This is a genomic window from Rhodoferax potami (genome assembly GCF_032193765.1).
Lineage (GTDB): Bacteria > Pseudomonadota > Gammaproteobacteria > Burkholderiales > Burkholderiaceae_C > Allorhodoferax > Allorhodoferax potami.
Map to the genome: position 1 here is coordinate 891,339 of NZ_JAVBIJ010000001.1, position 21,433 is coordinate 912,771.

General features: G+C 61.5%; 23 protein-coding genes. 8 read left to right on the forward strand and 15 right to left on the reverse strand.

The genetic code is table 11. From position 1 onward, the window contains the following. Positions 1 to 7: 7 nt before the first annotated feature. The 8 genes from RAE21_RS04245 to gabT all read right to left on the reverse strand — a co-directional run bounded on the left by RAE21_RS04245 (position 8) and on the right by gabT (position 8,758). A complete protein-coding gene (locus RAE21_RS04245) occupies positions 8 to 514 on the reverse strand; it encodes a MarR family winged helix-turn-helix transcriptional regulator (RefSeq protein WP_313880295.1) in 507 nt (168 codons plus the stop codon). A 113-nt stretch (positions 515 to 627) separates the two neighbouring features. Then, complete coding sequence (locus RAE21_RS04250) at positions 628 to 2,100, reverse strand: NAD-dependent succinate-semialdehyde dehydrogenase (RefSeq protein ID WP_313880296.1); 1,473 nt, start codon at positions 2,098 to 2,100, stop codon at positions 628 to 630. A gap of 99 nt (positions 2,101 to 2,199) precedes the next feature. Next, positions 2,200 to 3,144, reverse strand: coding sequence for an agmatinase (speB, locus tag RAE21_RS04255; protein ID WP_313880297.1), 945 nt, complete (start codon positions 3,142 to 3,144; stop codon positions 2,200 to 2,202). Between the two features lie 17 nt (positions 3,145 to 3,161). Continuing rightward, positions 3,162 to 3,980, reverse strand: coding sequence for an ABC transporter permease (locus RAE21_RS04260; RefSeq protein ID WP_313880298.1), 819 nt, complete (start codon positions 3,978 to 3,980; stop codon positions 3,162 to 3,164). Positions 3,981 to 3,991: 11 nt separating this feature from the next. Further along, positions 3,992 to 5,227 (reverse strand): ABC transporter permease, encoded by a 1,236-nt coding sequence (locus RAE21_RS04265; RefSeq protein ID WP_313882647.1) that lies wholly within the window; start codon positions 5,225 to 5,227, stop codon positions 3,992 to 3,994. A gap of 33 nt (positions 5,228 to 5,260) precedes the next feature. After that, the gene (locus RAE21_RS04270; RefSeq protein ID WP_313873391.1) at positions 5,261 to 6,292 is read right to left on the reverse strand and encodes an ABC transporter substrate-binding protein; all 1,032 of its coding nucleotides are present in this window, start codon (positions 6,290 to 6,292) and stop codon (positions 5,261 to 5,263) included. Between the two features lie 45 nt (positions 6,293 to 6,337). Then, entirely contained in the window at positions 6,338 to 7,432 is a 1,095-nt protein-coding gene (locus tag RAE21_RS04275) for an ABC transporter ATP-binding protein (RefSeq protein WP_313880299.1), read from the reverse strand. Between the two features lie 33 nt (positions 7,433 to 7,465). Then, positions 7,466 to 8,758 (reverse strand): 4-aminobutyrate--2-oxoglutarate transaminase, encoded by a 1,293-nt coding sequence (gene gabT / locus RAE21_RS04280; protein ID WP_313873389.1) that lies wholly within the window; start codon positions 8,756 to 8,758, stop codon positions 7,466 to 7,468. A 174-nt stretch (positions 8,759 to 8,932) separates the two neighbouring features. On the opposite strand from gabT, the gene RAE21_RS04285 reads away from it, so the two are divergent. From RAE21_RS04285 to RAE21_RS04295, 3 genes are all read left to right on the forward strand, one after another. Further along, positions 8,933 to 10,351: an aminotransferase-like domain-containing protein gene (locus RAE21_RS04285; protein WP_313880300.1), complete on the forward strand. Its 1,419-nt coding sequence runs from the start codon at positions 8,933 to 8,935 to the stop codon at positions 10,349 to 10,351. 83 nt (positions 10,352 to 10,434) lie between these two features. Further along, positions 10,435 to 13,086: an alanine--tRNA ligase gene (alaS, locus tag RAE21_RS04290; RefSeq protein WP_313880301.1), complete on the forward strand. Its 2,652-nt coding sequence runs from the start codon at positions 10,435 to 10,437 to the stop codon at positions 13,084 to 13,086. An 83-nt stretch (positions 13,087 to 13,169) separates the two neighbouring features. Then, on the forward strand, positions 13,170 to 13,721 hold the full coding sequence (locus RAE21_RS04295) for a TlpA family protein disulfide reductase (protein WP_313880302.1): 552 nt from the start codon (positions 13,170 to 13,172) through the stop codon (positions 13,719 to 13,721). Here RAE21_RS04295 and RAE21_RS04300 read toward each other — a convergent pair. Then, positions 13,700 to 14,056 (reverse strand): thioredoxin family protein, encoded by a 357-nt coding sequence (locus RAE21_RS04300; RefSeq protein WP_313880303.1) that lies wholly within the window; start codon positions 14,054 to 14,056, stop codon positions 13,700 to 13,702. The genes RAE21_RS04295 and RAE21_RS04300 overlap by 22 nt on opposite strands. 133 nt (positions 14,057 to 14,189) lie before the next feature. On the opposite strand from RAE21_RS04300, the gene RAE21_RS04305 reads away from it, so the two are divergent. After that, positions 14,190 to 14,966 (forward strand): ferredoxin--NADP reductase, encoded by a 777-nt coding sequence (locus RAE21_RS04305; RefSeq protein WP_296507721.1) that lies wholly within the window; start codon positions 14,190 to 14,192, stop codon positions 14,964 to 14,966. A 58-nt stretch (positions 14,967 to 15,024) separates the two neighbouring features. On the opposite strand, the gene RAE21_RS04310 is transcribed toward RAE21_RS04305, so the two are convergent. The 3 genes from RAE21_RS04310 to RAE21_RS04320 are packed head-to-tail and all read right to left on the reverse strand — an operon-like array spanning position 15,025 to position 15,964. Beyond that, complete coding sequence (locus RAE21_RS04310; RefSeq protein ID WP_313880304.1) at positions 15,025 to 15,288, reverse strand: TIGR03643 family protein; 264 nt, start codon at positions 15,286 to 15,288, stop codon at positions 15,025 to 15,027. After that, positions 15,285 to 15,737: a DUF3429 domain-containing protein gene (locus tag RAE21_RS04315; RefSeq protein ID WP_313880305.1), complete on the reverse strand. Its 453-nt coding sequence runs from the start codon at positions 15,735 to 15,737 to the stop codon at positions 15,285 to 15,287. Before RAE21_RS04315 ends, RAE21_RS04310 begins: the two co-directional genes overlap by 4 nt. Further along, complete coding sequence (locus RAE21_RS04320) at positions 15,734 to 15,964, reverse strand: hypothetical protein (RefSeq protein WP_313880306.1); 231 nt, start codon at positions 15,962 to 15,964, stop codon at positions 15,734 to 15,736. The genes RAE21_RS04315 and RAE21_RS04320 overlap by 4 nt, the downstream gene beginning before the upstream one ends. An 81-nt stretch (positions 15,965 to 16,045) precedes the next feature. Here RAE21_RS04320 and RAE21_RS04325 point away from each other — a divergent pair, with 81 nt between their 5' ends. Genes RAE21_RS04325 through RAE21_RS04335 form a run of 3 tightly spaced genes read left to right on the forward strand, consistent with a single transcriptional unit; the run spans position 16,046 to position 17,353 of the window. Further along, a complete protein-coding gene (locus RAE21_RS04325) occupies positions 16,046 to 16,405 on the forward strand; it encodes a DUF2237 family protein (protein WP_313873380.1) in 360 nt (119 codons plus the stop codon). Between the two features lie 52 nt (positions 16,406 to 16,457). Then, positions 16,458 to 17,006 carry a lipocalin family protein gene (locus tag RAE21_RS04330; protein WP_428983968.1) on the forward strand — a complete coding sequence of 183 codons (549 nt, stop codon included), beginning with the start codon at positions 16,458 to 16,460 and terminating at the stop codon, positions 17,004 to 17,006. 2 nt (positions 17,007 to 17,008) lie between these two features. Continuing rightward, a complete protein-coding gene (locus tag RAE21_RS04335) occupies positions 17,009 to 17,353 on the forward strand; it encodes a single-stranded DNA-binding protein (protein WP_313880307.1) in 345 nt (114 codons plus the stop codon). 26 nt (positions 17,354 to 17,379) lie between these two features. On the opposite strand, the gene RAE21_RS04340 is transcribed toward RAE21_RS04335, so the two are convergent. Together RAE21_RS04340 and RAE21_RS04345 are read right to left on the reverse strand one after the other, a co-directional pair. Next, entirely contained in the window at positions 17,380 to 17,529 is a 150-nt protein-coding gene (locus RAE21_RS04340) for a hypothetical protein (RefSeq protein ID WP_313880308.1), read from the reverse strand. A 217-nt stretch (positions 17,530 to 17,746) separates the two neighbouring features. Continuing rightward, positions 17,747 to 18,430, reverse strand: coding sequence for a glycosyltransferase family 2 protein (locus RAE21_RS04345; RefSeq protein ID WP_313880309.1), 684 nt, complete (start codon positions 18,428 to 18,430; stop codon positions 17,747 to 17,749). 126 nt (positions 18,431 to 18,556) lie between these two features. Between RAE21_RS04345 and RAE21_RS04350 the strand changes: the two genes are divergently transcribed. Further along, entirely contained in the window at positions 18,557 to 19,114 is a 558-nt protein-coding gene (locus RAE21_RS04350; RefSeq protein ID WP_313880310.1) for a DUF427 domain-containing protein, read from the forward strand. A gap of 40 nt (positions 19,115 to 19,154) precedes the next feature. Here the strand turns inward: RAE21_RS04350 and dinG are convergent, their stop codons facing one another. Continuing rightward, entirely contained in the window at positions 19,155 to 21,314 is a 2,160-nt protein-coding gene (gene dinG, locus RAE21_RS04355; RefSeq protein WP_313880311.1) for an ATP-dependent DNA helicase DinG, read from the reverse strand. Positions 21,315 to 21,433: the final 119 nt, after the last annotated feature.

The window sequence follows — 21,433 nt, forward strand, 5'->3', positions numbered from 1 at the left end:
GGGGTGCTTAGCGGTCGGTAGAGGGGGTGTCGGCAGCGGCGTTGGCTGCCTTGATGCGTTGGGCGTTGTCCAGAATGCGGCGCAGGTAGCCCTTGAGGTTCTCGAACTCTTCAGCGCTGAACCCCTCGAGGTGGGTGTTTTGCACTTCGCACAGTACCTGCGGAATGTCGGCGGCGGCTTGCGTGCCGGCAGGGGTGAGCTGGATGTTGACCACCCGGCGATCTTGCTCGGAGCGCACCCGCTGAACCAGGCCTTTGGCCTCCATACGGTCCAGCAGGCGGGTGGTGGCGCCGTTGTCGAGCTCGCAGGCGCGGGCCAGCTCGGCCACGGTGGAGGCCTGCTTGTTGTAGAGCTTGAAGAGCGGAATCCACTGCGCGTTGGTCAGGTCGGTGTGGGCGAGCTGGTGCTCGACCGACTGGGCCACGTGCGAAAGGATGCTGCGCATCAGGTAACCGATGCTGTCTTCCGGCCGATAGCTTTCGGGGCTGTAAAACGAAGGGGCGATGTGATGCATGGCCCAAATATTATTTGCCTAAGCAAATATTGTCAAGGCTGATATTGCATGGGCAATGGAATGGGCGAAAAAAAGCCGGCAGATGCCGGCTTTTTAAGCATGGGGGTGCAGGCTTATTTGAGGATGTCGCCCAGGCAGAGGTACTTGACCTCGATGTAGTCGTCCATGCCGAAGTGCGAGCCCTCGCGGCCGAGGCCGGATTGCTTGACGCCGCCGAAAGGCACGTGTTCGGTGGCCAGAATGCCCACGTTCACGCCCACCATGCCGTACTCCAGTGCTTCGCCCACGCGGTAGATGCGGCCGATGTCGCGGCTGTAGAAATAGCTGGCGAGGCCGAATTCGGTGTTGTTGGCCGCGTCAATGGCTTCTTGCTCGGAGGTGAACTTGAACACTGGGGCAAAGGGGCCGAAGGTTTCTTCGCGGGCGCACAGCATGTCAGCAGTAGCGCCGGAGACCACGGTCGGCTCGAAGAACTGGCCTTGCAGCGCGTTGCCGCCGGTTTCCACTTTGCCGCCCTTGGCAACTGCGTCTGCCACGTGGCGTTTGACCTTTTCAATGGCGGCATCTTCGATCAGCGGGCCTTGCACCACGCCGTCTTCAAAGCCGTTGCCGACCTTCATCGCCTTTACTTTGGCGCTGAACTTGGCCACGAACTGGTCGTACACGCCGGCCTGCACATAGAAGCGGTTGGCGCACACGCAGGTCTGGCCGGCGTTGCGGTATTTGCTGGCCAGAGCGCCTTCCACAGCGGAGTCGATGTCGGCGTCGTCAAACACGATGAAGGGGGCATTGCCACCCAGTTCGAGCGACAACTTTTTAACCGTTGGCGCGCTTTGCGCCATCAGAATGCGGCCCACTTCGGTGGAGCCGGTGAAGCTCAAGTGGCGCACCACATCGCTGGCGCAAATGACCTTACCCACGGCAATGGACTGATCGCTGTCGGCGGTGATCATGTTGAGCACACCGGCCGGAATGCCGGCGCGGATGGCCAGCTCGGCAGCTGCCAGCGCAGTCAGCGGGGTGAGTTCCGCGGGCTTGATGATGACCGGGCAACCGGCAGCCAAGGCAGGCGCCACCTTGCGGGTGATCATGGCCAGCGGGAAGTTCCACGGAGTGATGGCTGCGCACACGCCGATGGGCTGCTTGATGACCATGAGGCGGCGGTTGTTGTCGAACTGGGGCAGGGTCTCGCCGTTGACGCGCTTGGCTTCTTCGGCGAACCATTCCACAAAGCTGGCGCCATAGGCAATCTCGCCCTTGGCCTCGGCAAAGGGCTTGCCTTGCTCGGCGGTCATGATGCGGGCCAAGTCTTCCTGGTTGGCCATCAGCAAATCAAACCACTTGCGCAGGATGATGCTGCGCTCTTTGGCAGTCTTGCTTTTCCAGGCGGGCCAGGCGGCGTTGGCGGCGGCGATGGCGGCTTCCGCGTCTGCGGCACCGAGGTTGGCCACATCGGCCAAGTGCTGGCCGTTGGACGGATCAGTCACCGCAAAGCGACTGGCTCCCGTGACCCATTGGCCGTTGATCAGCGCATTGGTTTTGAGCAGGCTGGGGTCTTTCAGCAGGGAAAGCGGCGATGTGGACATGGTGTCTCCTCAAAATTTAAAAAAATGGGCTGCTAGCGCACATAAAACCTGCGCGAGTAGCTATGAAAAACGTAGCAAATTCAGGTGTGTAGCCGGCGGTCAGCGCACCGGCACCCCGGGCAGCACACACAGCATCTCGTACAACAGGTTGGCCCCCAGCAGGGCCGTGTTGCCCGTCGTATCGTAGGGTGGAGATACCTCCACCAAGTCTGCCCCAACGATATTAAGCCCACGGCAACCCCGGATGATCTCGAGTGCCTGGGGCACTGTGAGCCCACCGATTTCAGGCGTTCCGGTGCCGCCGGCGTAGGCAGGGTCAATACCGTCAATGTCAAAGCTCAGGTAGCAGGGGGTGTTGCCCACGCGCTGGCGCACCTGCTCCATCACGGGGGCCAGGGACTGGTGCCACACCTCGTGGGCGGGTACCAGCGTAAAGCCTTGCCTGCGCGGCCAATCGAAATCATCGGCTGCATAGCCGGTGCCGCGCAAGCCTATCTGGGTGACCTTGTTGCAGTCCAGCAGGCCTTCTTCCACTGCGCGGCGGAAGGGGGTACCGTGCGCAATCCGCTCGCCGAACATGTCTTCATTCACATCGGCATGCGCATCCACATGCACCATCGCCACCGGGCCGTGTTGGGCGGCCATAGCCCGCAGAATGGGTAGCGCAATGGTGTGGTCACCGCCCAGCGTGAGCGGTATGCAGCCGTGGCCCAGCACCTCGGCGTAGTAGGCGGTGATGATGTCGACAGACTTCAACAACGAGTAGGTGTTGATGGGCACATCGCCCAGATCCGCCACTTGCAGGGCATCAAACGGCGCAGCACCGGTGGCCATGTTGTAGGGGCGCAGCAGGCAGGATTCCGCGCGGATTTGGCGCGGGCCGAAACGTGCCCCCGGCCGGTGGCTGGTGCCGATGTCCAGCGGCACACCGATGAACGCAGCATTCAGCCCTTGGGCGGACGTGGCGACCGGCAGGCGCATCATGCTGGCAATGCCGCCGAAGCGCGGCATGGCGTTGCCGGAAAGAGGTTGGTTCAGTTCCATAGGGGCAGGGCTCAGGGTTAGGCTTTGCGGCCGCGCAGCCATTCGAGCACCAGCAGCATGGCGGTTGTGAACAGGATCAGCAAGGTGGCCACCGCTGCAATCGTGGGCGAGATGTTTTCGCGGATGCCGGTGAACATCTGGCGCGGCAGGGTGGTTTGCTCGGCGCCGGCCAGGAACAGAGTGACCACCACTTCGTCAAACGAGGTCGCAAAGGCGAACAGCGCGCCCGAAATCACGCCCGGGGCAATCACCGGCAGGGTGACGCGCATGAAGGTGTTGAATGGTGTTTCACCCAAGCTGAGAGAGGCACGCACCAGGTTGTGGTTGAAGTTGGCCAGTGTGGCCAGCACGGTGGTCAGCACAAAAGGCGCACCCATGGCGGCGTGCACCGCAATCAGGCCTACATAACTGTCGCTCAGACCCAGGGGCGCGAAATACAGGTAGGTAGCTACGCCGATCACGATCACCGGCACCACCATCGGCGCGATCAAGAAGGCCATGAGCAGGCCCTTGAAGCGGAACTCGGTGCGGCTCAAGCCCACGGCGGCCAGCGTGCCCAGCACGGTGGCAATCACGGTGGCGGCAGGCGCCACGATGAAGCTGTTGCGCATGGCGTTAGACCATTCAGGCGCGGTAAACAGGTGGCTGTACCACTTGGTCGACCAACCGGGGATCGGGTATGTCAAAAACGAGCTGCTGGAAAACGACAGCGGAATGATCGCCAGGATGGGCGCGAGCAAATAGCCCAGCACCAGCACACACGCGATACGCAGCAGCCACCAACCGGCCTTGTCGGCTAGCGTGAAGTAGAGGGGGAATTCAGGCAGTTTGAACATGGATGTCTTTCTTATGCCAAGGCCAGGTCGGCTTTGCCGATGCGGCGGTACACGCCATAGAGCACCAGCGTGGTGGCCAGTAGCAGAGCACCCAAAGCGCAGGCCATGCCCCAGTTGACTTCAACGTTGGTGTAGCGGGCGATGTAGTAGCTCAGCATCTGGTCATCCGCGCCACCCAGCAGGGCGGGGGTGATGTAGTAGCCGATGGACAAGATGAACACCAGTAGAGCACCAGCGCCCACCCCAGGGAATGTTTGCGGCACATAGACCCGCATGAAGGCAGCCAGCGGTGCGCTGCCCAACGACACGGCCGCACGCACATAGGTGGGTGGAACGCTCTTCATCACGCTGTACAGCGGCAGGATCATGAAGGGCAGCAGGATGTGCACCATGGAGATGATCACGCCGGTGCGGTTGAACAGCAGCGCCAATGGCTCACTGATGACACCGATGCCCAGCAGCGCACCGTTGACCAGGCCTTCGGACTGCAGCAACACGATCCACGCTGCCACCCGCACCAGGATGGAAGTCCAGAAAGGCACCAGCACCAGAATCATCAGCACGTTGGCTTTGCGCTCCGGCAGGGTGGAGAGCCAATAGGCCAGCGGGTAGGCCAGCAGCAGGCACAGCAAGGTGACCACAAAACTGATCTGGAAGGTGCGCGCCAGTATGCCGCCATAGGCGCGCTGGTCTTCGGGCATGCGCTCGATGTGCCCCTTCGCATCGCGTTTCAGGTCCACCGACGCCAGCAGGTAGTCCGGCGTCCAGCGGGAGCCGTTTTTGGCAATGGCCTGCCAGAACTCAGGTTCGGCCCAGCGTGCGTCTTTATCGAGCAGTTGTTGGCGCACGGTATCGGCATCACCCTCGATGGGCAGGGCCTTGTAGGCGCCCATGATCAGCGAGCGGGCGCCGGGCACCTCAGAGTTCAATCGGCGTGCCAAGGCGCCGGCATCTGCCGTGTCGGGCAGTTGCGATAAATCTTTGACCAAGGCCGCGTATGCAGCCGCTTGGGGTTGGGACACGCGGTCCCAGTCGGCCAAGGCCTCCACTGTCGTGGGCAGGGCCTTGGCGACTTCGGGGTTCTCCACCGCGCGCATCAAGAGCGCGGCGATAGGAACCAGCAGGGTCAGGAGCAAAAACACCAGCAAGGGCAGTGTCAGGCTGAAGGCCCGCCATTTGCGGCGGGACTCCGCACGGGAGAGTGCCGCACGGAGATCGCCCGGGGGCTGGATGGCACTGGCTTGCATGGTCATGGGTTCAGGCTCCTGACGGTCTACAGATTACTGGGTGGCCCAGGCAGCAAAACGCTTTTCCAGAGCTTCGCCCTGGTCAGCCCAGAAGGTGGTGTTGAACTGCAAGGCTTCCTTGGCGTTTTTGTCCGAGGTGGGCAAGTCGGCGAGTACCTTGGCGTTCAGCTTGGCCAGAGCCTTCTTGTTGGTCGGGCCGTATGCGATGTTTTGGGCGTAAACCGCTTGGTTCTCGGGCTTCATGGCGAAGTTCAAGAACTTGTAGACAGCGTCCTTCTTGGCAGTGCCCTTGGGGATGACCCAGTAGTCCAGGTCATAAATGCCACCGGGCCAGTAGATCTGCAGGTTGCGGCCTTCGCGGTTGGCGGCATCAATACGGCCGTTGTACACGGTGGACAAGACCACATCGCCAGCCACCAGGAACTGGGGCGCCTGGGCACCGGCTTCCCACCACTGGATGTTGGGCTTGAGAGCGGTCAGCTTCTTGAAGGCGCGCTCTGCGCCGTCTTTGGTAGCCAGTACCTTGTAGATGTCAGCGGGCTTTACGCCATCGGCCAGCAAGGCGAATTCGAGGTTGTAGCGGGCGCCTTTGCGCATGCCGCGCTTGCCGGGGATCTTGGTGGTGTCAAAGAAGTCGGCCCAGCTGGTGGGGGCTTTTTTGAGCTTGTCGCCGTTGTAGGCCATCACGGTAGACCACACAAACAGGCCGACACCGCACTCAGTGACTGCAGAAGGCAACAGGTCGGCCTTGGGCGCGATTTTGCTGTAGTCGAGCTTTTCAAACAGACCTTCGTCGCAGCCGCGGGCCACGTCAGGAGACTCTACTTCCACCAAGTCCCAGGTCACGTTTTTGGTTTCCACCATGGCCTTGATCTTGGCTTGCTCGCCGTTGTACTCAACAGCAGTGACCTTGATGCCTTCTTTGGCAACCGGCTCGTAGTAAGCGGCCTTTTGGGCATTGGCGTTGGCGCCGCCGAAGTTCACCACGGTGATGGCGTCTTGGGCTTGAACATTCATCGCGAAGCAGGCAGCCACAGAGGCAGCAGCGATCAGGCTTTTTTTCATGGAGAAATTTCCTAGATAAGTTGAGGAAGGGACAGGGGGAAAACTTCAGAGCGCGTAAATGCGCGTAAACGGGGTTGGAAACTCGAGGTGCACCGTGCTGCCCATGGCGGGCGGCGTGAGGGCACACGCGTGGGTGAGCGGCAGTTTCACCGTGGCTTGCGCCTGGCCGGCACCCAGTGCGCATTGCAGGCGCACATGGTCACCGTAATACACAATGCCGGCCACTTGGGCGGATACCGTGTTCAGTCCGGCCTGCGTCTGTAAGTGCAGCGCAATCCGCTCGGGCCGCACACAGGCCTCGACCATGGCGCCGGTAGCTGCATTGTTGACATTGATGCCCGCCAGCTTTTGGCCTTGGCCGAGTTCAATGCAAGGTGCATCCGCATTACCACCCAATGTGCCGCGCAGCACTGTGCTGTCGCCCACAAAGCCGGCCACAAAACGGTTGCTGGGGGCCTCGTAGAGGCTTTGGGCATCGGCCAGTTGCTGAATCACGCCTTCGTTGAACACCGCCACACGGTCGCTCATGGTGAGGGCTTCGCCCTGGTCGTGGGTCACGTACACAAAGGTCACACCCAGCTGGCGGTGCAACTCTTTGAGTTCTAGCTGCATATGTTCGCGCAACTGCTTGTCCAGCGCGCCCAAGGGCTCGTCCATCAGCACCAGTTGGGGCTCGAACACCAGCGCGCGCGCCAACGCTACGCGCTGTTGCTGGCCGCCCGAGAGGCGGGTGGGCAGCCGCTCGCCCATGCCGGTCAGGCGCACCATGTCCAAGGCCTTTTGTACGCGCTTTTCTTGCTCGTCTTTGGGTACTTTGCGCACGGTGAGCGGGTAGGCCACGTTCTGTGCCACGGTCATGTGAGGGAACAGCGCGTAGTTCTGGAACACCATGCCGAAGTTGCGCTTGTGCGGCGGGGTGCGGGTGATCAGCTTGCCGTCGAGCAGGATGTCACCTGCGGTGGGGGACTCGAACCCGGCCAGCATCATCAGAGTGGTGGTTTTGCCCGAGCCCGAGGGTCCGAGCAGGCTCAGGAATTCACCGCGCTGGATATCGAGGTTCAGCTCCCGCACCACCAGCTGTTCGCCGTCGTACGTTTTTTGTACGCCGCTAAAGCGCACCAAGGGTTCAGTAGAGGACATGTGTTCTTCGAGAAGCAGATTCAAAAGAGGCGATCAGGCCACGGCAGCAAAGCTGTCGGCCAGAATGGCCAAGCCTTCTTCGAGCAGCGCGTCGGGAGCGGTCAAGGGCACCAAGATGCGGATGACGTTGCCGTAGGTACCGCAAGACAAGAGGATGAGTCCGCGGCGTGCAGCCTCGGTCACCACCTTCTTGGTCAACACCGCGTCTGGGCGATGCACATCGCCACCTTCAAACAACTCGATGGCGACCATGGCGCCCATGCCGCGCACATCACCGATGGCTGGTACCTTGGTGGCAATGGCCTTGAGCTTTTCGACCAGGAAAGCGCCCATGTCTTGGCTGCGCTGCAGGAGTTTTTCTTCTTCAAAGGCCTTCATCACCGCCAGAGCGGCGGCGCAGGCCACCGGGCTGCCGGCATAGGTGCCGCCCAAGCCGCCTGCGGCCGGTGCATCGATCACATCTGCACGGCCAACCACGCCGGACAAGGGGAATCCACCCGCCAACGATTTGGCAGTGGTAATCAAATCAGGAGCCACAGGCCACTGCTCGCAGGCAAACCAGGTGCCGGTGCGACCCGCGCCAGTTTGCACTTCGTCGGCAATCAACAAAATGCCGTACTTGTCAGCGAGCGCCTTGAGCCCGGAAATGAACTCGGGAGGCGCCACGTAGAAGCCGCCTTCGCCTTGCACGGGTTCGACGATGAAGGCCGCGACGCGTTCTGCTTCGATGTCATTCTTAAAGATCAGCTCCACCGAGTGCAGGGCATCCGCCACGCTCACGCCATGCAGTTCGTTGGGGAACAGGGCATGGAACACTTCACCGGGGAAGGGGCCGAAGCCCAGCTTGTAGGGCGCCACTTTGCCGGTCAGACCCAGCGTGAAGTTGGTGCGGCCGTGGTAGCCGCCGGTGAATGCGATCACGCCGGGGCGTTTGGTGTAAGCGCGGGCAATTTTGATGGCGTTTTCTACGGCCTCGGCGCCGGTGGTCAGCAGCAGGCTCTTCTTGGCAAAGTTGCCGGGGGCCATGGCGTTCAAGCGCTCGCACACTTCCACATAGGGTTCGTAGGCAATCACCTGAAAGCAGGTGTGGGTGTACAGGTCGAGCTGGGCCTTGACGGCCTCAATCACCTGGGGGTGCAGGTGGCCCGTGTTGAGCACCGCAATACCACCTGCGAAGTCGATGAAGCGGCGACCTTCCACATCCCAGAACTCGGAGTTGCGGGCGTTCTTGATGAAAATCTCGTGGGCCTGACCGACGCCGCGTGCAACGGCAGATTGACGGCGGGCATAAAGGGCGGCATTGAGAACTTGGCGATCAGCTTGCATAAATGGGGTCCGGTGTAGTTGAACGGGTGGCAGAACTATAGGAACCGTTCACACAAACAACCATGTACACAATGATGAAAGTTTCGAGACACTGTGCAGGTCTAAAATCCTGTACAGAGTTTCCCTAGATTGGTGCATTTCTACTGCCCCTCTCGCCTGCCTTACGATCGCGCCATGCTTACACTCAGCCCCGACATTGCAACCCCCCTGGTTAGCCAGATCGTGGACGGACTGCGTGGGCTGATTGCGGGCCAAGTGCTCAAGCCCGGGAGCAAGCTTCCCTCTATTCGCGCATTCGCGGTCGCTCACAACGTCAGTGTGTTCACCGTGGTCGAGGCCTATGACCGTTTGGTCGCCCAAGGGTGGCTGGTTTCGCGGGCACACTCCGGCTTTTTTGTGAAGCGCCGGGAAGAGGGCGGTAGCATGGGTGTACCGGCTCGCGAGGCAGAAACGCCCCGTTTTGATGCAAGCTGGTACCTCAAGCAGATTTTCGAGAACCGCAATCTGCCGCTCAAACCTGGTTGCGGCTGGTTACCGCACGACTGGTTGTTTGGCGATGCGGTGCGCCGCAGCATGCGCCAGCTCTCCAGCGATGGCTCCGAAATGGATGGTTATGGCTTGCCTTATGGCCACATGGCCTTGCGCATGATCATTGCGGAGTCGTTGGCCGAACACCAAATCTCGGCAGACGCCGGCCAGGTGCTGCTGACGCATGGCTCCAGCCAGGGGCTGGATCTGGTGGCGCGCTGCCTGCTCAAGCCCGGTGACACCGTGTTGGTGGATGACCCCGGTTACCCCAATCTTTTGTTCATGCTGCGTGTCTGGGGCGTGGACGTGGTGGGGGTTCCGCGTACCGGCACGGGTTACGACCTCGCCGCGCTGGAGTCCATCCTGACCACGCGCAAGCCCAAGGCTTTTTTCACACAGCCGCGTTTACAGAGCCCCACCTGCTCGGTGGCTTCAGTTGCCCAGCTGCACCGTCTGTTGCAACTGGCTGAGATGCACGATTTCGTGCTGGTCGAAAACGACATTTATGCAGACATGGATGCCACCTCGCGCACCACACTGGCCAGTTTGGACCAGCTACGGCGCGTGGTGTACGTGGGCAGCTATTCCAAAACCATTTCGCCTAATCTTCGCGTGGGCTACTTGTTGGCCCGGCCGGATTTGTCCGCCCAGTTTGTGCAGCTCAAGATGATTGCAGGGCTTACGTCTTCCGACATTGCCGAGCGCATCACCTTTGGCGCAATTACCGATGGCCGTTGGCGCAAGCACCTGAAGTCGCTGCGGGACCGCTTAGGTGAAGCGCATCGCCAGGTCAGCCGCAGGCTGCTGGGCCTGGGCTTTGAAATATTCCATGAGCCCGAGGCCGGCATGTACCTGTGGGCCCGGCACCCCGATATCGCGGACAGCGCCGTGCTGTCGCAGTCAGCGACCCAGGAAGGCATCATGTTGGGGCCCGGCCAGTTGTTTCTGGTGGAGCCCCGGCCCACCGGCTGGCTGCGCTTTAATGTGGCGTTTTGTGCGGACGAGCGTTTGTGGCGCTTTCTGGACCAGCGGATTCTGGTGGGGCAAAGCGCCGAACACGCCTGAGGGCGGATTCCGGCGCGCCTAAGCGCATCGCGGGCGGCGATAATAGTGAGTTCTATTGATCCACCACTCGAAGAAATTCCGTCATGACCCAGCCCGTAATGAGTGTTGCCGACATTCGCAAAACCTTCCTCGACTTCTTTGCCTCCAAGGGGCACACCGTCGTGGCGTCCAGCCCGCTGGTACCGGGTAACGACCCCACCCTGATGTTCACCAACTCGGGCATGGTGCAGTTTAAGGATGTGTTTTTGGGCTCCGACAAGCGCAGTTACGTGCGTGCGGCCTCGGTGCAAGCCTGCCTGCGCGCCGGCGGCAAACACAACGATCTGGAGAACGTGGGCTACACCGCCCGTCACCACACCTTCTTCGAGATGCTGGGCAACTGGAGCTTTGGCGACTACTTCAAGCGCGAATCTTTGCAGTGGGCGTGGGAGCTGCTGACGCAGGTCTACAAGCTGCCTGCCGACAAGCTGTACGCAACGGTCTATCAGGAAGACGACGAGGCCCACGCCATTTGGGAAGACATTTTCGTCAAGGCCGGCTGGACGCCAGAGCGCGTAAAGCAAGAGGGACGGATCATCCGCATTGGCGACAACAAGGGTGGCCGCTACAAGAGCGACAACTTCTGGATGATGGCAGACACCGGCCCCTGCGGCCCTTGCTCGGAGATCTTCTACGACCACGGCGCCCACATTCCCGGCGGCCCGCCCGGCAGCCCTGATGAAGACGGCGACCGCTTCATCGAAATCTGGAACAACGTGTTCATGCAGTTCAACATGGACGAGACCGGTGCCGTGACCCCGCTGCCCGCACCTTGCGTGGACACCGGCATGGGCTTGGAGCGCCTGGCTGCCATCCTGCAGCACGTGCACAGCAACTACGAGATCGACCTGTTCGACGCATTGATCAAGGCAGCATCCCGCGAAACCGGCTGCACCGACCTGAACAACAAGAGCTTGCGCGTCATTGCCGACCACATCCGCGCGACCGCCTTCCTGGTGAGCGACGGCGTGATCCCGAGCAACGAAGGCCGCGGCTATGTGCAGCGCCGCATCGTGCGCCGCGCCATCCGCCACGGCTACAAGCTGGGCCAGAAGACGCCGTTTTTCCACAAGTTGGTCAAGGACTTGGTGCAGGTCATGGGCGCGGCCTACCCCCACATGGCGTCGCAAGAGGCCCGCATCACCGAAGTGCTGCGCGTCGAGGAAGAGCGATTCTTCGAAACCCTGGCCACCGGCATGCAGATCCTGGACGAAGCCTTGGCTGGCGGCGTTAAAGTGCTGCCCGGCGAAGTGGCCTTCAAGTTGCACGACACCTACGGCTTTCCGCTCGATTTGTCGGCCGACGTGTGCCGCGAAAACGGCGTGGAAGTGGACAGCGCCGGTTTTACCGCCGCCATGGAAGCGCAAAAGGCCAAGGGCCGTGCAGCGGGTAAGTTCAAGATGGACAAGGCGCTAGAGTACACCGGCGCCGGCAACACCTTCGTGGGCTATGAGCACCTGACTCAAGCTGCAAAAATCGTAGCACTCTACGCAGACGGCACGCCGGTTAGCGAGCTAAAGGCAGGTCAAGACGGCGTGCTGGTGCTGGACACCACCCCGTTCTACGCCGAGAGCGGTGGCCAGGTGGGAGACGAGGGCGCAGTGTTCTCGGATGCCGGTCTGTTTGAAGTGGGCGACACCCAGAAGATCAAGGCCGATGTATTCGGCCACCACGGCACGCTCAAAACCGGCGTTTTGCGCGTGGGCGATGCCGTGACGGCCCATGTCGACGCCGCCAAGCGCGCCGCCACGGTGCGCAACCACAGCGCGACCCACTTGATGCACAAAGCCCTGCGCGAAGTGCTGGGCGAGCATGTGCAGCAAAAGGGCTCGCTGGTGAATGCCGAGCGCACCCGTTTTGACTTCGCGCACAACGCGGCAGTCACTGACGAACAGGTCCGCCAGATTGAAGCTATCGTGAACGCGGAAGTGCTTGCCAACGCTGCTGCCCAAGCGCGCGTGATGGATATCGAGTCGGCCCAGAAAACCGGCGCCATGATGCTGTTCGGCGAAAAGTACGGTGAGACCGTGCGGGTGCTGGACATCGGCTCCAGCCGCGAACTCTGCGGTGGCACGCACGTCCATGCCACTGGTGATATCGGCCTGTTCAAGGTGGTAGGCGAGAGCGGCGTGGCCGCTGGTGTTCGCCGTATCGAAGCGGTGACCGGCACCAACGCGCTGAACTACTTGCAGGACTTGGAAGACACCGTGAGCGCTGCCGCTGCGACGCTCAAAACGCCGGTGGCTGAGTTGGGCAACCGCTTGGGCCAGATGGTGGACCAGGTCAAGGCGCTGGAAAAAGAAATCGCCGCCCTCAAGGGCAAGCTGGCTTCCGCTCAGGGCGACGAGCTGGTGAGCAGTGCGGTAGAGGTGAACGGCGTCAAGGTGCTGGCAGCCAAGCTCGAAGGCGCTGACGCCAAGACCTTGCGCGACACCATGGACAAGCTCAAGGACAAGCTCAAGACCGCGGTCATCGTGCTCGGCGCGGTGGATGGCGACAAGGTGCAGATCGCAGCCGGCGTGACCAACGACACCACAGGCAAAGTTAAGGCCGGTGAACTGGCGAACTTTGTGGCTGGCCAAGTGGGTGGCAAGGGTGGTGGCAAGGCCGACATGGCCATGGCGGGTGGTACCGAGCCGGCCAAGCTGGCCGGCGCGCTGGCCAGCGTGCAAGCCTGGGTGAGCGCCAAGCTATAACGACTTTGGGCTAGCACAGTTTAAAACGCTATCAAAATAAGAGCTGCTCGCGCACACTTTATGGGCGCTAGCAGCTCTTTTCTATGAAAACACCGATGCGTCGTCGTCAACTGTTCATTCTGGGGGCGAGTGTTTGTGTCTCACCGGCTTGGGCGGCCGGTGCGCCGGGTACAGGCCCCGGGTTCGATGTGCAGGCCTGGCCCGCAAAAAGTGGTGTGCCAGCCATCCCCGCGGCTGATCAGACAGGGCAGCTCTGGAGCCTGCCGCCACTGCGCGGCAAAGCCGTGTTGCTGAATTTCTGGGCCAGTTGGTGTGAGCCATGCCGCGCCGAAATGCCGGCTTTGCAAGCGCTTGCGGCGCGTGAACAGGCGCAGCTCGCGGTGTTGACGATCAATCTCAAAGAGAGCCCGGAGGCGATTGCACGCTTCGTGCAAATCAGTGGTTTGAGCTTGCCTGTGTTGCGCGACCCACAAGGCGATACGGCCCGCGCCTGGGGCGTGCGCATCTATCCTTCAACCGTGCTGATCGACCGTGATGGTGTCCCGCGTGCCACGGTGCGTGGAGCCCTGGACTGGTCAGGTGCAGAGGGCGAGGCGCTCTGGCGCCCCTTGCTTCAGCCAGCGCGCAAACGCTGAACCAAAGCCTGCACTTCAGCGTCCTTCACCGCGGCAGCATCGACGCTGGCACTCGAGCTGATGAGTCTGCGCAAGGTGTCGAGGTGGGGCGTCACGGTTCCGAAAAAGCGGGCGCTCTGTCCCTGGGCCACCAAAAGCGTCGGGAAGTTTTCGACCTCGATCGGGTCGACCAAGTCGGACTGGTCTTCGACATCCACCCACACAAACCGGGCCCCGGCAAACTCGGACTGCAAGGCGGTGAACAGCGGTTGGTATTCAGTACAGGTGCCGCACCACTGGGCGCACAGGCAAACGACCAGCAGGTCGGGGGTAGGGAGATCGGTGGGAAATGACATGCGCTGGCTAATGACTCAAATCAATATCGATATAACAGGCTGCAGGGGTATGAAGTTTTACAATATAGGGTTTCGCCCTAGGCCATTGTGGCCGAACCGGTGTTCCCCATTCCGACCCTGAAGCAAGGCCCCCATGAGTGCATTTCTGGAAGAAACAGTTTTAAGCGTACACCACTGGACAGACCGCCTGTTCAGCTTTACCACCACGCGTGACCCTGCGCTGCGCTTCTCGAATGGTCATTTCACCATGATCGGGCTGATGCAAGACAACGGCAAACCGCTGCTGCGCGCGTATTCCATCGTGAGTGCCAACTATGAAGAGCACCTCGAGTTTCTGAGCATCAAGGTGCAAGATGGCCCGCTGACCTCCAAGCTCCAGCACATCAAGGTCGGCGACAAGATCGTGATCGGCCGCAAGCCCACCGGTACTTTGTTGATTGATTACCTCTTGCCCGGCAAAAACCTTTACCTGCTGGGCAGCGGTACCGGACTTGCTCCATTTTTGAGCGTGGCCCGTGACCCTGAGACCTACGAAAAGTTTGAAAAAGTGATCGTGGTGCATGGCGTGCGCGAAGTCAAAGAGTTGGCCTATTACGACTATTTCAAGAACGAGCTGCCCAAGCACGAGTTCTTGGGTGAAATGGTCAGCAAGCAAATGCTCTATTACCCCACGGTGACCCGTGAGGCCTTTGAGCACCAGGGCCGTATCACCACGCTGATCGAATCCAATCAGTTGCCGGCCGACCTGGGCTTGCCACCGCTGGACCCCGCGACAGACCGCATCATGATCTGCGGCAGCCCCGGCTTGAACAAAGACATGCGCGAGATTCTGGATGCCAAAGGCTTCAAGGAAGGCAACACCACCACCCCAGGCGACTATGTGGTGGAGCGCGCGTTCGTCGAGCAATAAGCGCAGGTGACTCAAAGACCCCCGCTCTAGTAAAAAAGGCCTGCTTGCAGGCCTTTTTTTATGCCTGCCGGGTGTGGCTGGCGCGATGCCGTTGCACAGCCGGTGATCGCAAAGCCAGGTGTTTGGTGGTGCGGCCTGCCATGCGCTTGCGCCACATCCGGAAAGAGCTGGCTTTCATGTGCTTGCGCATCAGGTCCACCACCGCCGACTCATTCAGGCCAAACTGCGCTTCAATCGCCTCGAACGCGGTGCGGTCCTCCCACGCCATTTCCACGATGCGTGAAATGTCAGACTCGCTCAAAGCCACTTGGACCCGGCTCATACCGCCAAGCTCCCTGCCAGCAGGCTAAAAGCCGCAGCCAAGGTCAAGTGGAGGCGCATCGGTAGCCAGGGTGACAAGCCATAGGTAGGGTAGCTGCGGCGGTCCACTGCCAAACACATGCCCAACAACAGAGCCAGTGTGACCAAGCCCTGCGCTGCCGGCAGCAGCAGGGCTACCCATGCCACCAGGCTGGGGAACACCCCCCACACAAACGGGCCCGGTTGAGGCGTCAGCGCCCCGCGCATGGCCAACCCCCAATGGATGGCCCCCATGAAACTCGCGATGGTGGCGCCGTAGGCTAGCAAGGCTGAAGCGGCGTGGCCGCGGTAGGCGGTGGGCGCCAGCCATGTCGCAGCGGCGAGCGCTACAAAAGGCAATGCACCGGCATAGCCCAAGCGGGCGGCCCACCGTGGCAAGGGCAGGGGAGCCAAGGGGGTTGCCACTGTCATGGTCCGCCGTCCTCTGCGTCTGGTTCGATCGGTTGGCTGGCAGGGGTTGCCTGTTCTGCAGACCCGGGGCGGCACATTACGGTGCCATTCCATTGCTGGCCGCACCAGCAGAGGCCCTCGTCATTGATGATGCAGGTGCCGGTTCCGCAGCAGCGTTCGTCGTCGTTGTCCATGGTCGCGTCCTGAATAGCCGTGAGTACAAAAGTTGCTTGCCACTGTGGCAGCATTCGATGCCCTGTATTTTGTGGGAATCGGCGCCCCCCCGTGTCCTCGGGGGCCATTGTTTGTTGTCTGAAAGCGAGTCGAGAATGTCCGCCCTGAATGTTTTGGGTACTGCCCTGCAAGCCTGCTCGTTTGACCCGCTGACCGGTTTCTTCCGCGATGGCTGCTGTAATACGGATGCGCACGACCATGGCACCCATGTGGTGTGTGCCAAGGTCACTGCAGACTTTTTGGCCTATTCGCTGCAGCGCGGCAATGACCTGAGCACGCCGCGCCCGGAATACCGCTTCGTGGGGCTGCGCCCCGGGGACCGCTGGTGCTTGTGCGTGAACCGCTGGCTGGAAGCGCTCCAGGCCGGAGTAGCGCCACCCGTGCACCTCGAGGCGACCCACGCCAAAGCGCTGGAGCGGGTCAGTCTGGAGCAACTTCGGGAATACGCCTTGTAAAACTGTTCGCTGCAGCCCAGATGCGGGCCGCGCACCCGTGCATACTGCCCCCATGAAAAACCTATTGCTTAATTGGTGTGGTGCTGCAATCCTGGCCATGGGGACTGCCATGGCCCACGCCCAGCCAACGGCCTTGCAGCCGATTGCGTCGCTCGATGTGCCTCGCTACATGGGCACTTGGTACGAGATTGCCAAGTACCCCAACAGCTTTCAGAAAAAGTGCGTGCGCAATACCCGCGCCGACTACCAAGCCCAGCCGGACGGCTCTGTGCAGGTGCTGAACCGATGTGTTACCGCGGATGGCCAGACGACCGAGGCTTTGGGGGCCGCCCGCCAAGTGGGCCCTTCCAACTCGCCCAAGCTGCAAGTGCGCTTTGCGCCGGCGTGGTTGTCTTTCCTGCCCATGGTCTGGGGTGACTACTGGGTGATTGATCTGGATCCGCAGTATCAGTTGGTGGCCGTGAGCGAGCCCAAGCGCGAATACTTGTGGGTGCTGTCCCGCAGCCCCAAGGTAGAGTCGGCGGCATACCAGGCCTTGCTGACCCGGTTGGGTCAGCAGGGGTTTGATCTGAAACGTTTGGAACTGAGCCCCCAGGAGTGAGCATGATTGACGGACTGATTGCCGGCCACCTCGTAGGCCTGGCAGAGACCCGTGAGGGGAAAAACGGCACCCGCTTTGCATTGGCCAAGGTCAAAGCCACTTCAGGCGACGGCGAGAGCCTGATCGTCAACGTGATTGCTTTTGCCACCGAGGCCAGCGCCGCCCTGATGGCCCTGGACGATGGCGATGCCATTGCCCTGGCCGGTGCGCTCACCCCCAAGGTATGGACCGACAAGCAAGGCAACACCCGCCCTGCGCTCGATATGGTGGCCACGCAGGTGCTGACGGCCTATCACGCAGCACGCAAGCAGCAAACGTTGGCAGAGCAGGGGAAAGACGCGCGGTAATACCCGCGGTACCCGATGGATGCGGATCACTTCGGGCGAATGCGCTGACTCTTGCGGGTTCGCTCCATGAAGTCGTCGGGCTTGGTTTTCACCCAGGCTACAAACAAGGCCACATCGGGGTGCGTCAGTAACGCGTCTACCGAGTTGAACTGCCGAGCCAACTCGGTCTCAGTCAAAAGAGCGTGAATCTGTCGATGGCATATCCGGTGCAGGTATTCCGTGTGCCTGCCCCCTTTGGACTTGGGAACCAAATGATGTGCATCGCGCTGACTGGGTGGAATTTTGCGCTCACACAGCGGGCATACCAGGTCCGCGGGCAGAACCCGAACATGCTCTTGCTGGAGAAGGCGCCTGATACGGCCCATGGGGTCTTTGGTGTCTGTGGATCCAAACTCAAACCAGCATGGCGCTCTGGGCATCCTGCTGCGCGTGGCTGGTTTTTTGGCCAGGCCGTTCGCTGCAGGGGTATTTCAGATGGTTTTCCCGGTGTCGCCGGTAAAACAATAAGCCTTCTTTGAGGCTGGCCACCGTGGCTTGTTGCTCCAGCATCTTGTCCCACAGATTCCAGTCTTCCTGCGGGTGTTCACCGTCCTCGAACCTTCTTTGGTAGCCAATCCGCTGGCCAAACGCAGTGCGATACAGCATGGAGCCGTGGTGTTGTGCCTGGCGATCCCAATACAAGTCGCCCCAATGTGGGGTCGTCTGACCGGGCACCCGGGTCAGGATTTCGTGTTTGAGCTCGCCGGTCACCACGATGTCATAGGTCACGATATCGGTCGTGGCGTCAGAGAGCAGTTCAATCGCATCCGAACGAAGCCAGTTGTCAGCGCCTATGAACAGCACATATTCTGTTGTCACACGCGACAGCATGTCCTGGAAGTTGTCGACCGTACCGAGGTTGGCCGGCCGCAAGACATATTCGACACTGGGGTAGAGCGCAGGGAGATGGTCGCAGTCCATCGCGCCATCATCGACAAACAAAATCCGCGCCGGAGCGCGGGTTTGGGACAACAGCGACTCAATGCAGTGCGCTGCAAGGTGGCCGTACCTGAAAGAGGCGATAACAACAGTGATCATGGTGCGGGCGAGTAGAGCACATGGCTATTCAATAACGGTGACAAAGGTCAATTCGGGGGCGTGCTAGGGGGCAGGGCTTTGCGATGCCCTACTGCTGAGGTGCACCATGCCATTTAAGATTCCCCGATGACCGACAAAGAACTCGACACCCTCGCGCGAGCCCGCGCGCAATGGCGCTGGCGAGGCGCAGACCGACCACCGTTTGCCGACATTCCTTCACAGGGGCAAACCTCGGTATGGGACTTTCCTCGGCCACCGGAGCTGGTGCGTAAAACGCGCGAGGTTCTGGTGGTTTGGGGTGGTCTGGAGGTCGCTCGAACCCGCGCCGCATGGGCCGTCAGAGAGACCGCCCACCCGCCGACTTTTTACCTGCCACTGGCGGATGTGCAGCGGTCGTTGTTGCGTCCGGCAGGCGGTGGCTCGTTCTGCGAGTGGAAGGGGCCAGCGCAGTATTGGGACCTGGTCGATGGTGCGCGCCGCCTGGAGCGGGTCGCGTGGAGCTACCCGCAGCCCCTGGAGGGTGCCGAGCCCTTGGCTGAGTGCATCGCCTTTTACGCGCACGACCTCAGCTGCACCGTGGGTGGCGCCAAGGTGCTGGCGCAGCCGGGCGGTTTTTATGGCGGGTGGATCACGCCAGAGTTGACCGGGCCCTTCAAAGGAGAACCCGGCAGCAACGGTTGGTAAGTGATGGGTGGGCGTGAAGCGCCTTCCCGGTTTGGGCTCCTTAGCCCAGCGCCCTCGTTGCCAGCTTGTACGCCGGTAATCCGGCCAGCATCCGCTTGCCGTAGCTGGTTTGGGTAAGCCGTTTGTCGTAGCAGATGACCTGCGCGCGGTCTTCTTCGGTGCGTATGGCGCGGCCGGTCCATTGGAGCAGTTTCACCCCGGTGGCGGGGATCACCAGTTCGTTGAATGGGTCGCGGCCCACGCTGCGCAGCCATTCAGCCCGGGCTTCGTCCACCGGGTCACTGGGCGGTGCGAAAGGCAGCTTGGCGATGAACACGGTTTCGCACAAGGCACCGGGCAAGTCCAAGCCTTCGCCAAAGCTCTGCAGGCCAAACAGCACCGAGGGCAACCCGCTCTCCACCCGTTCGGCGTGGGCGGCCAGCAGGCGGGTGCGGGACTGGGTGCCTTGCACCAGCACCATGTCCATCATGTGACCGGGCACAGCCTCAGAAGCGGTGCGCATCTGGGCCCGGCTGGTGAAGAGCACCAGCGCGCCGCGCTTGACCTGCTCCATGTCTTCCATCAGCGCGCGCACCACCTCGGCGGTGTAGGCGTCTGCGTGCTTGGGGTCTGCCTGGGTGTGCACCACCGTGAGGCTGCCTTGCTTGGCGTAGTTGAAGGGGCTGGCCACTTCCAGCGCAGTCACATAGGGCTTGTTGGCCAGACCCGCTTCTTTCAAAAAGTAGTCAAAGCTGCCACAGCTGGTGAGCGAGGCGCTGGTGACGATCGCGCCTCGCACCTGGCTCCACAAAAACTGGCGTAACAAATCGCCCGGCACGATGGGGCAGGCGTGCGCGGTCATGGTCAGGTAGCCGTTGGCGCTCTCAGCCTGCAACCACTTAGCCAAGGGCTGGTCGCCATGCTCGAGCAGCAAATTGGCGGTGCTCACCAGGCTGCCCAAGCGCGGCGCAATGCCGCCCAACTGGGCATAGAGCTGCGCGCACAGTACCGCCTGGCTGGGGTCGTCTTTGGCGATGGCTTTCACGTCCACGCCCAGTGCTTCCAGCGCTTTGGAAAGGCCTGTGGCCTGCGATTGAATCTGGCGCACCGGCTCATGCAGTGCTTCGGGCAGCACCCCATGGGCGAAGCGCAAGGTGCCGTCTTTGCCGCCACCGTGGGCGTCCTGGCCGGTATGGGCCCACACCAAGTCCATAGCCATGCGGGCTACCGAGGTGAGGGCGCCCTTGAGCTGGCTGGTTACTGTCTGCACGTCTTCGCCCAAGTGCAGGGCCAGTTTGCCGGCCACTTCGGTCATGGTTTTGGGCAGCTTGTCGAGCCAACGCAGGTTGGACAGGTCCATGCTGTTCGAGAACTGGTCGAGCGCGACGGCCGGCAGGTGGTGGCCTTCGTCAAACACCACCAGGCAGTTGTCCAGGTCGGGCAGGGTCTTCATGCCTAAAGACGCCAACACCAGGTCGTGGTTGGCCACGATGACATTGGCCTCCGCCAGTTTGGTGCGCGCGTTGTAGTAGCTGCACTCTTTGTAGCGCGGGCAATGGCGCGCGGTACAGGTGTGGCGCTCTGCGGCCACGGCTGACCAGTCGCGCGGGTCGGGGGTGTCGGCCAGGTTGTCGCGGTCGCCATCCCAGCTGGCCACGGCCAGCTTGTGGGCCATGGCCTCAAACAGGGCTTGGCGGCGTTCTTCAATCGCCTCTTGCGACAGGGCGCTCACCTTGGGCTGCGGCAGGTCGTCGTCAAACAAATCGTCCTCACTCGCGCCACTGCCCACCAGTCGCTCCAGCTTGACCTTGCAGGCATAGCGCCCACGGCCCTTGGCCAGGGCGTAGGCAAAAGGCTGGTCCATGCTGCGGGCCAGGGCCGGCAGGTCCTTGGTCATCAGCTGCTCTTGCAAGGCCACGGTGGCGGTGCTGATGATGACGCGAGTTTTGCGCTCCAGCGCCATAGCAATCGCGGTGCTGGCATAGGCCGCGCTCTTGCCCACGCCGGTACCGGCCTGGATGACCGCGATTGCTTTTGTGGGGTTGGGGTGCTCGCCGATGTCGGCTTGCGCCAGCGTGGCGGCCACGGTTTCGGCCATCTGGTGCTGGCCGGGGCGGCTCCTGAATCCGCTGGTGCTGCCCACTACTTGCTCAAATGCGCGCAGGGCGTGCTGGGCCAGGGCGGCGCTGGCAGGGGGCAGGGAAGAGAAATCGGAGCTCAAGGGGATAGAGGCGTGGGGCCGTTGCGGCAGAGGAGGGCTGAATATACAGGCAGCAGGGGATAATCGACCGCTTGCCGCCGCACAGCCACCGCTGTTGTGCCAAGAATGCGGCCCGATCA

Excerpts from the sequence above, each read along its gene's own strand:
- RAE21_RS04245 (WP_313880295.1), bottom strand. The coding sequence starts at position 514 with ATGCATCACATCGCCCCTTCGTTTTACAGCCCCGAAAGCTATCGGCCG.
- RAE21_RS04250 (WP_313880296.1), bottom strand. The coding sequence starts at position 2,100 with ATGTCCACATCGCCGCTTTCCCTGCTGAAAGACCCCAGCCTGCTCAAA.
- speB (WP_313880297.1), bottom strand. The coding sequence starts at position 3,144 with ATGGAACTGAACCAACCTCTTTCCGGCAACGCCATGCCGCGCTTCGGC.
- RAE21_RS04260 (WP_313880298.1), bottom strand. The coding sequence starts at position 3,980 with ATGTTCAAACTGCCTGAATTCCCCCTCTACTTCACGCTAGCCGACAAG.
- RAE21_RS04265 (WP_313882647.1), bottom strand. The coding sequence starts at position 5,227 with ATGCAAGCCAGTGCCATCCAGCCCCCGGGCGATCTCCGTGCGGCACTC.
- RAE21_RS04270 (WP_313873391.1), bottom strand. The coding sequence starts at position 6,292 with ATGAAAAAAAGCCTGATCGCTGCTGCCTCTGTGGCTGCCTGCTTCGCG.
- RAE21_RS04275 (WP_313880299.1), bottom strand. The coding sequence starts at position 7,432 with ATGTCCTCTACTGAACCCTTGGTGCGCTTTAGCGGCGTACAAAAAACG.
- gabT (WP_313873389.1), bottom strand. The coding sequence starts at position 8,758 with ATGCAAGCTGATCGCCAAGTTCTCAATGCCGCCCTTTATGCCCGCCGT.
- RAE21_RS04285 (WP_313880300.1), top strand. The coding sequence starts at position 8,933 with ATGCTTACACTCAGCCCCGACATTGCAACCCCCCTGGTTAGCCAGATC.
- alaS (WP_313880301.1), top strand. The coding sequence starts at position 10,435 with ATGACCCAGCCCGTAATGAGTGTTGCCGACATTCGCAAAACCTTCCTC.
- RAE21_RS04295 (WP_313880302.1), top strand. The coding sequence starts at position 13,170 with ATGAAAACACCGATGCGTCGTCGTCAACTGTTCATTCTGGGGGCGAGT.
- RAE21_RS04300 (WP_313880303.1), bottom strand. The coding sequence starts at position 14,056 with ATGTCATTTCCCACCGATCTCCCTACCCCCGACCTGCTGGTCGTTTGC.
- RAE21_RS04305 (WP_296507721.1), top strand. The coding sequence starts at position 14,190 with ATGAGTGCATTTCTGGAAGAAACAGTTTTAAGCGTACACCACTGGACA.
- RAE21_RS04310 (WP_313880304.1), bottom strand. The coding sequence starts at position 15,288 with ATGAGCCGGGTCCAAGTGGCTTTGAGCGAGTCTGACATTTCACGCATC.
- RAE21_RS04315 (WP_313880305.1), bottom strand. The coding sequence starts at position 15,737 with ATGACAGTGGCAACCCCCTTGGCTCCCCTGCCCTTGCCACGGTGGGCC.
- RAE21_RS04320 (WP_313880306.1), bottom strand. The coding sequence starts at position 15,964 with ATGCTGCCACAGTGGCAAGCAACTTTTGTACTCACGGCTATTCAGGAC.
- RAE21_RS04325 (WP_313873380.1), top strand. The coding sequence starts at position 16,046 with ATGTCCGCCCTGAATGTTTTGGGTACTGCCCTGCAAGCCTGCTCGTTT.
- RAE21_RS04330 (WP_428983968.1), top strand. The coding sequence starts at position 16,458 with ATGAAAAACCTATTGCTTAATTGGTGTGGTGCTGCAATCCTGGCCATG.
- RAE21_RS04335 (WP_313880307.1), top strand. The coding sequence starts at position 17,009 with ATGATTGACGGACTGATTGCCGGCCACCTCGTAGGCCTGGCAGAGACC.
- RAE21_RS04345 (WP_313880309.1), bottom strand. The coding sequence starts at position 18,430 with ATGATCACTGTTGTTATCGCCTCTTTCAGGTACGGCCACCTTGCAGCG.
- RAE21_RS04350 (WP_313880310.1), top strand. The coding sequence starts at position 18,557 with ATGACCGACAAAGAACTCGACACCCTCGCGCGAGCCCGCGCGCAATGG.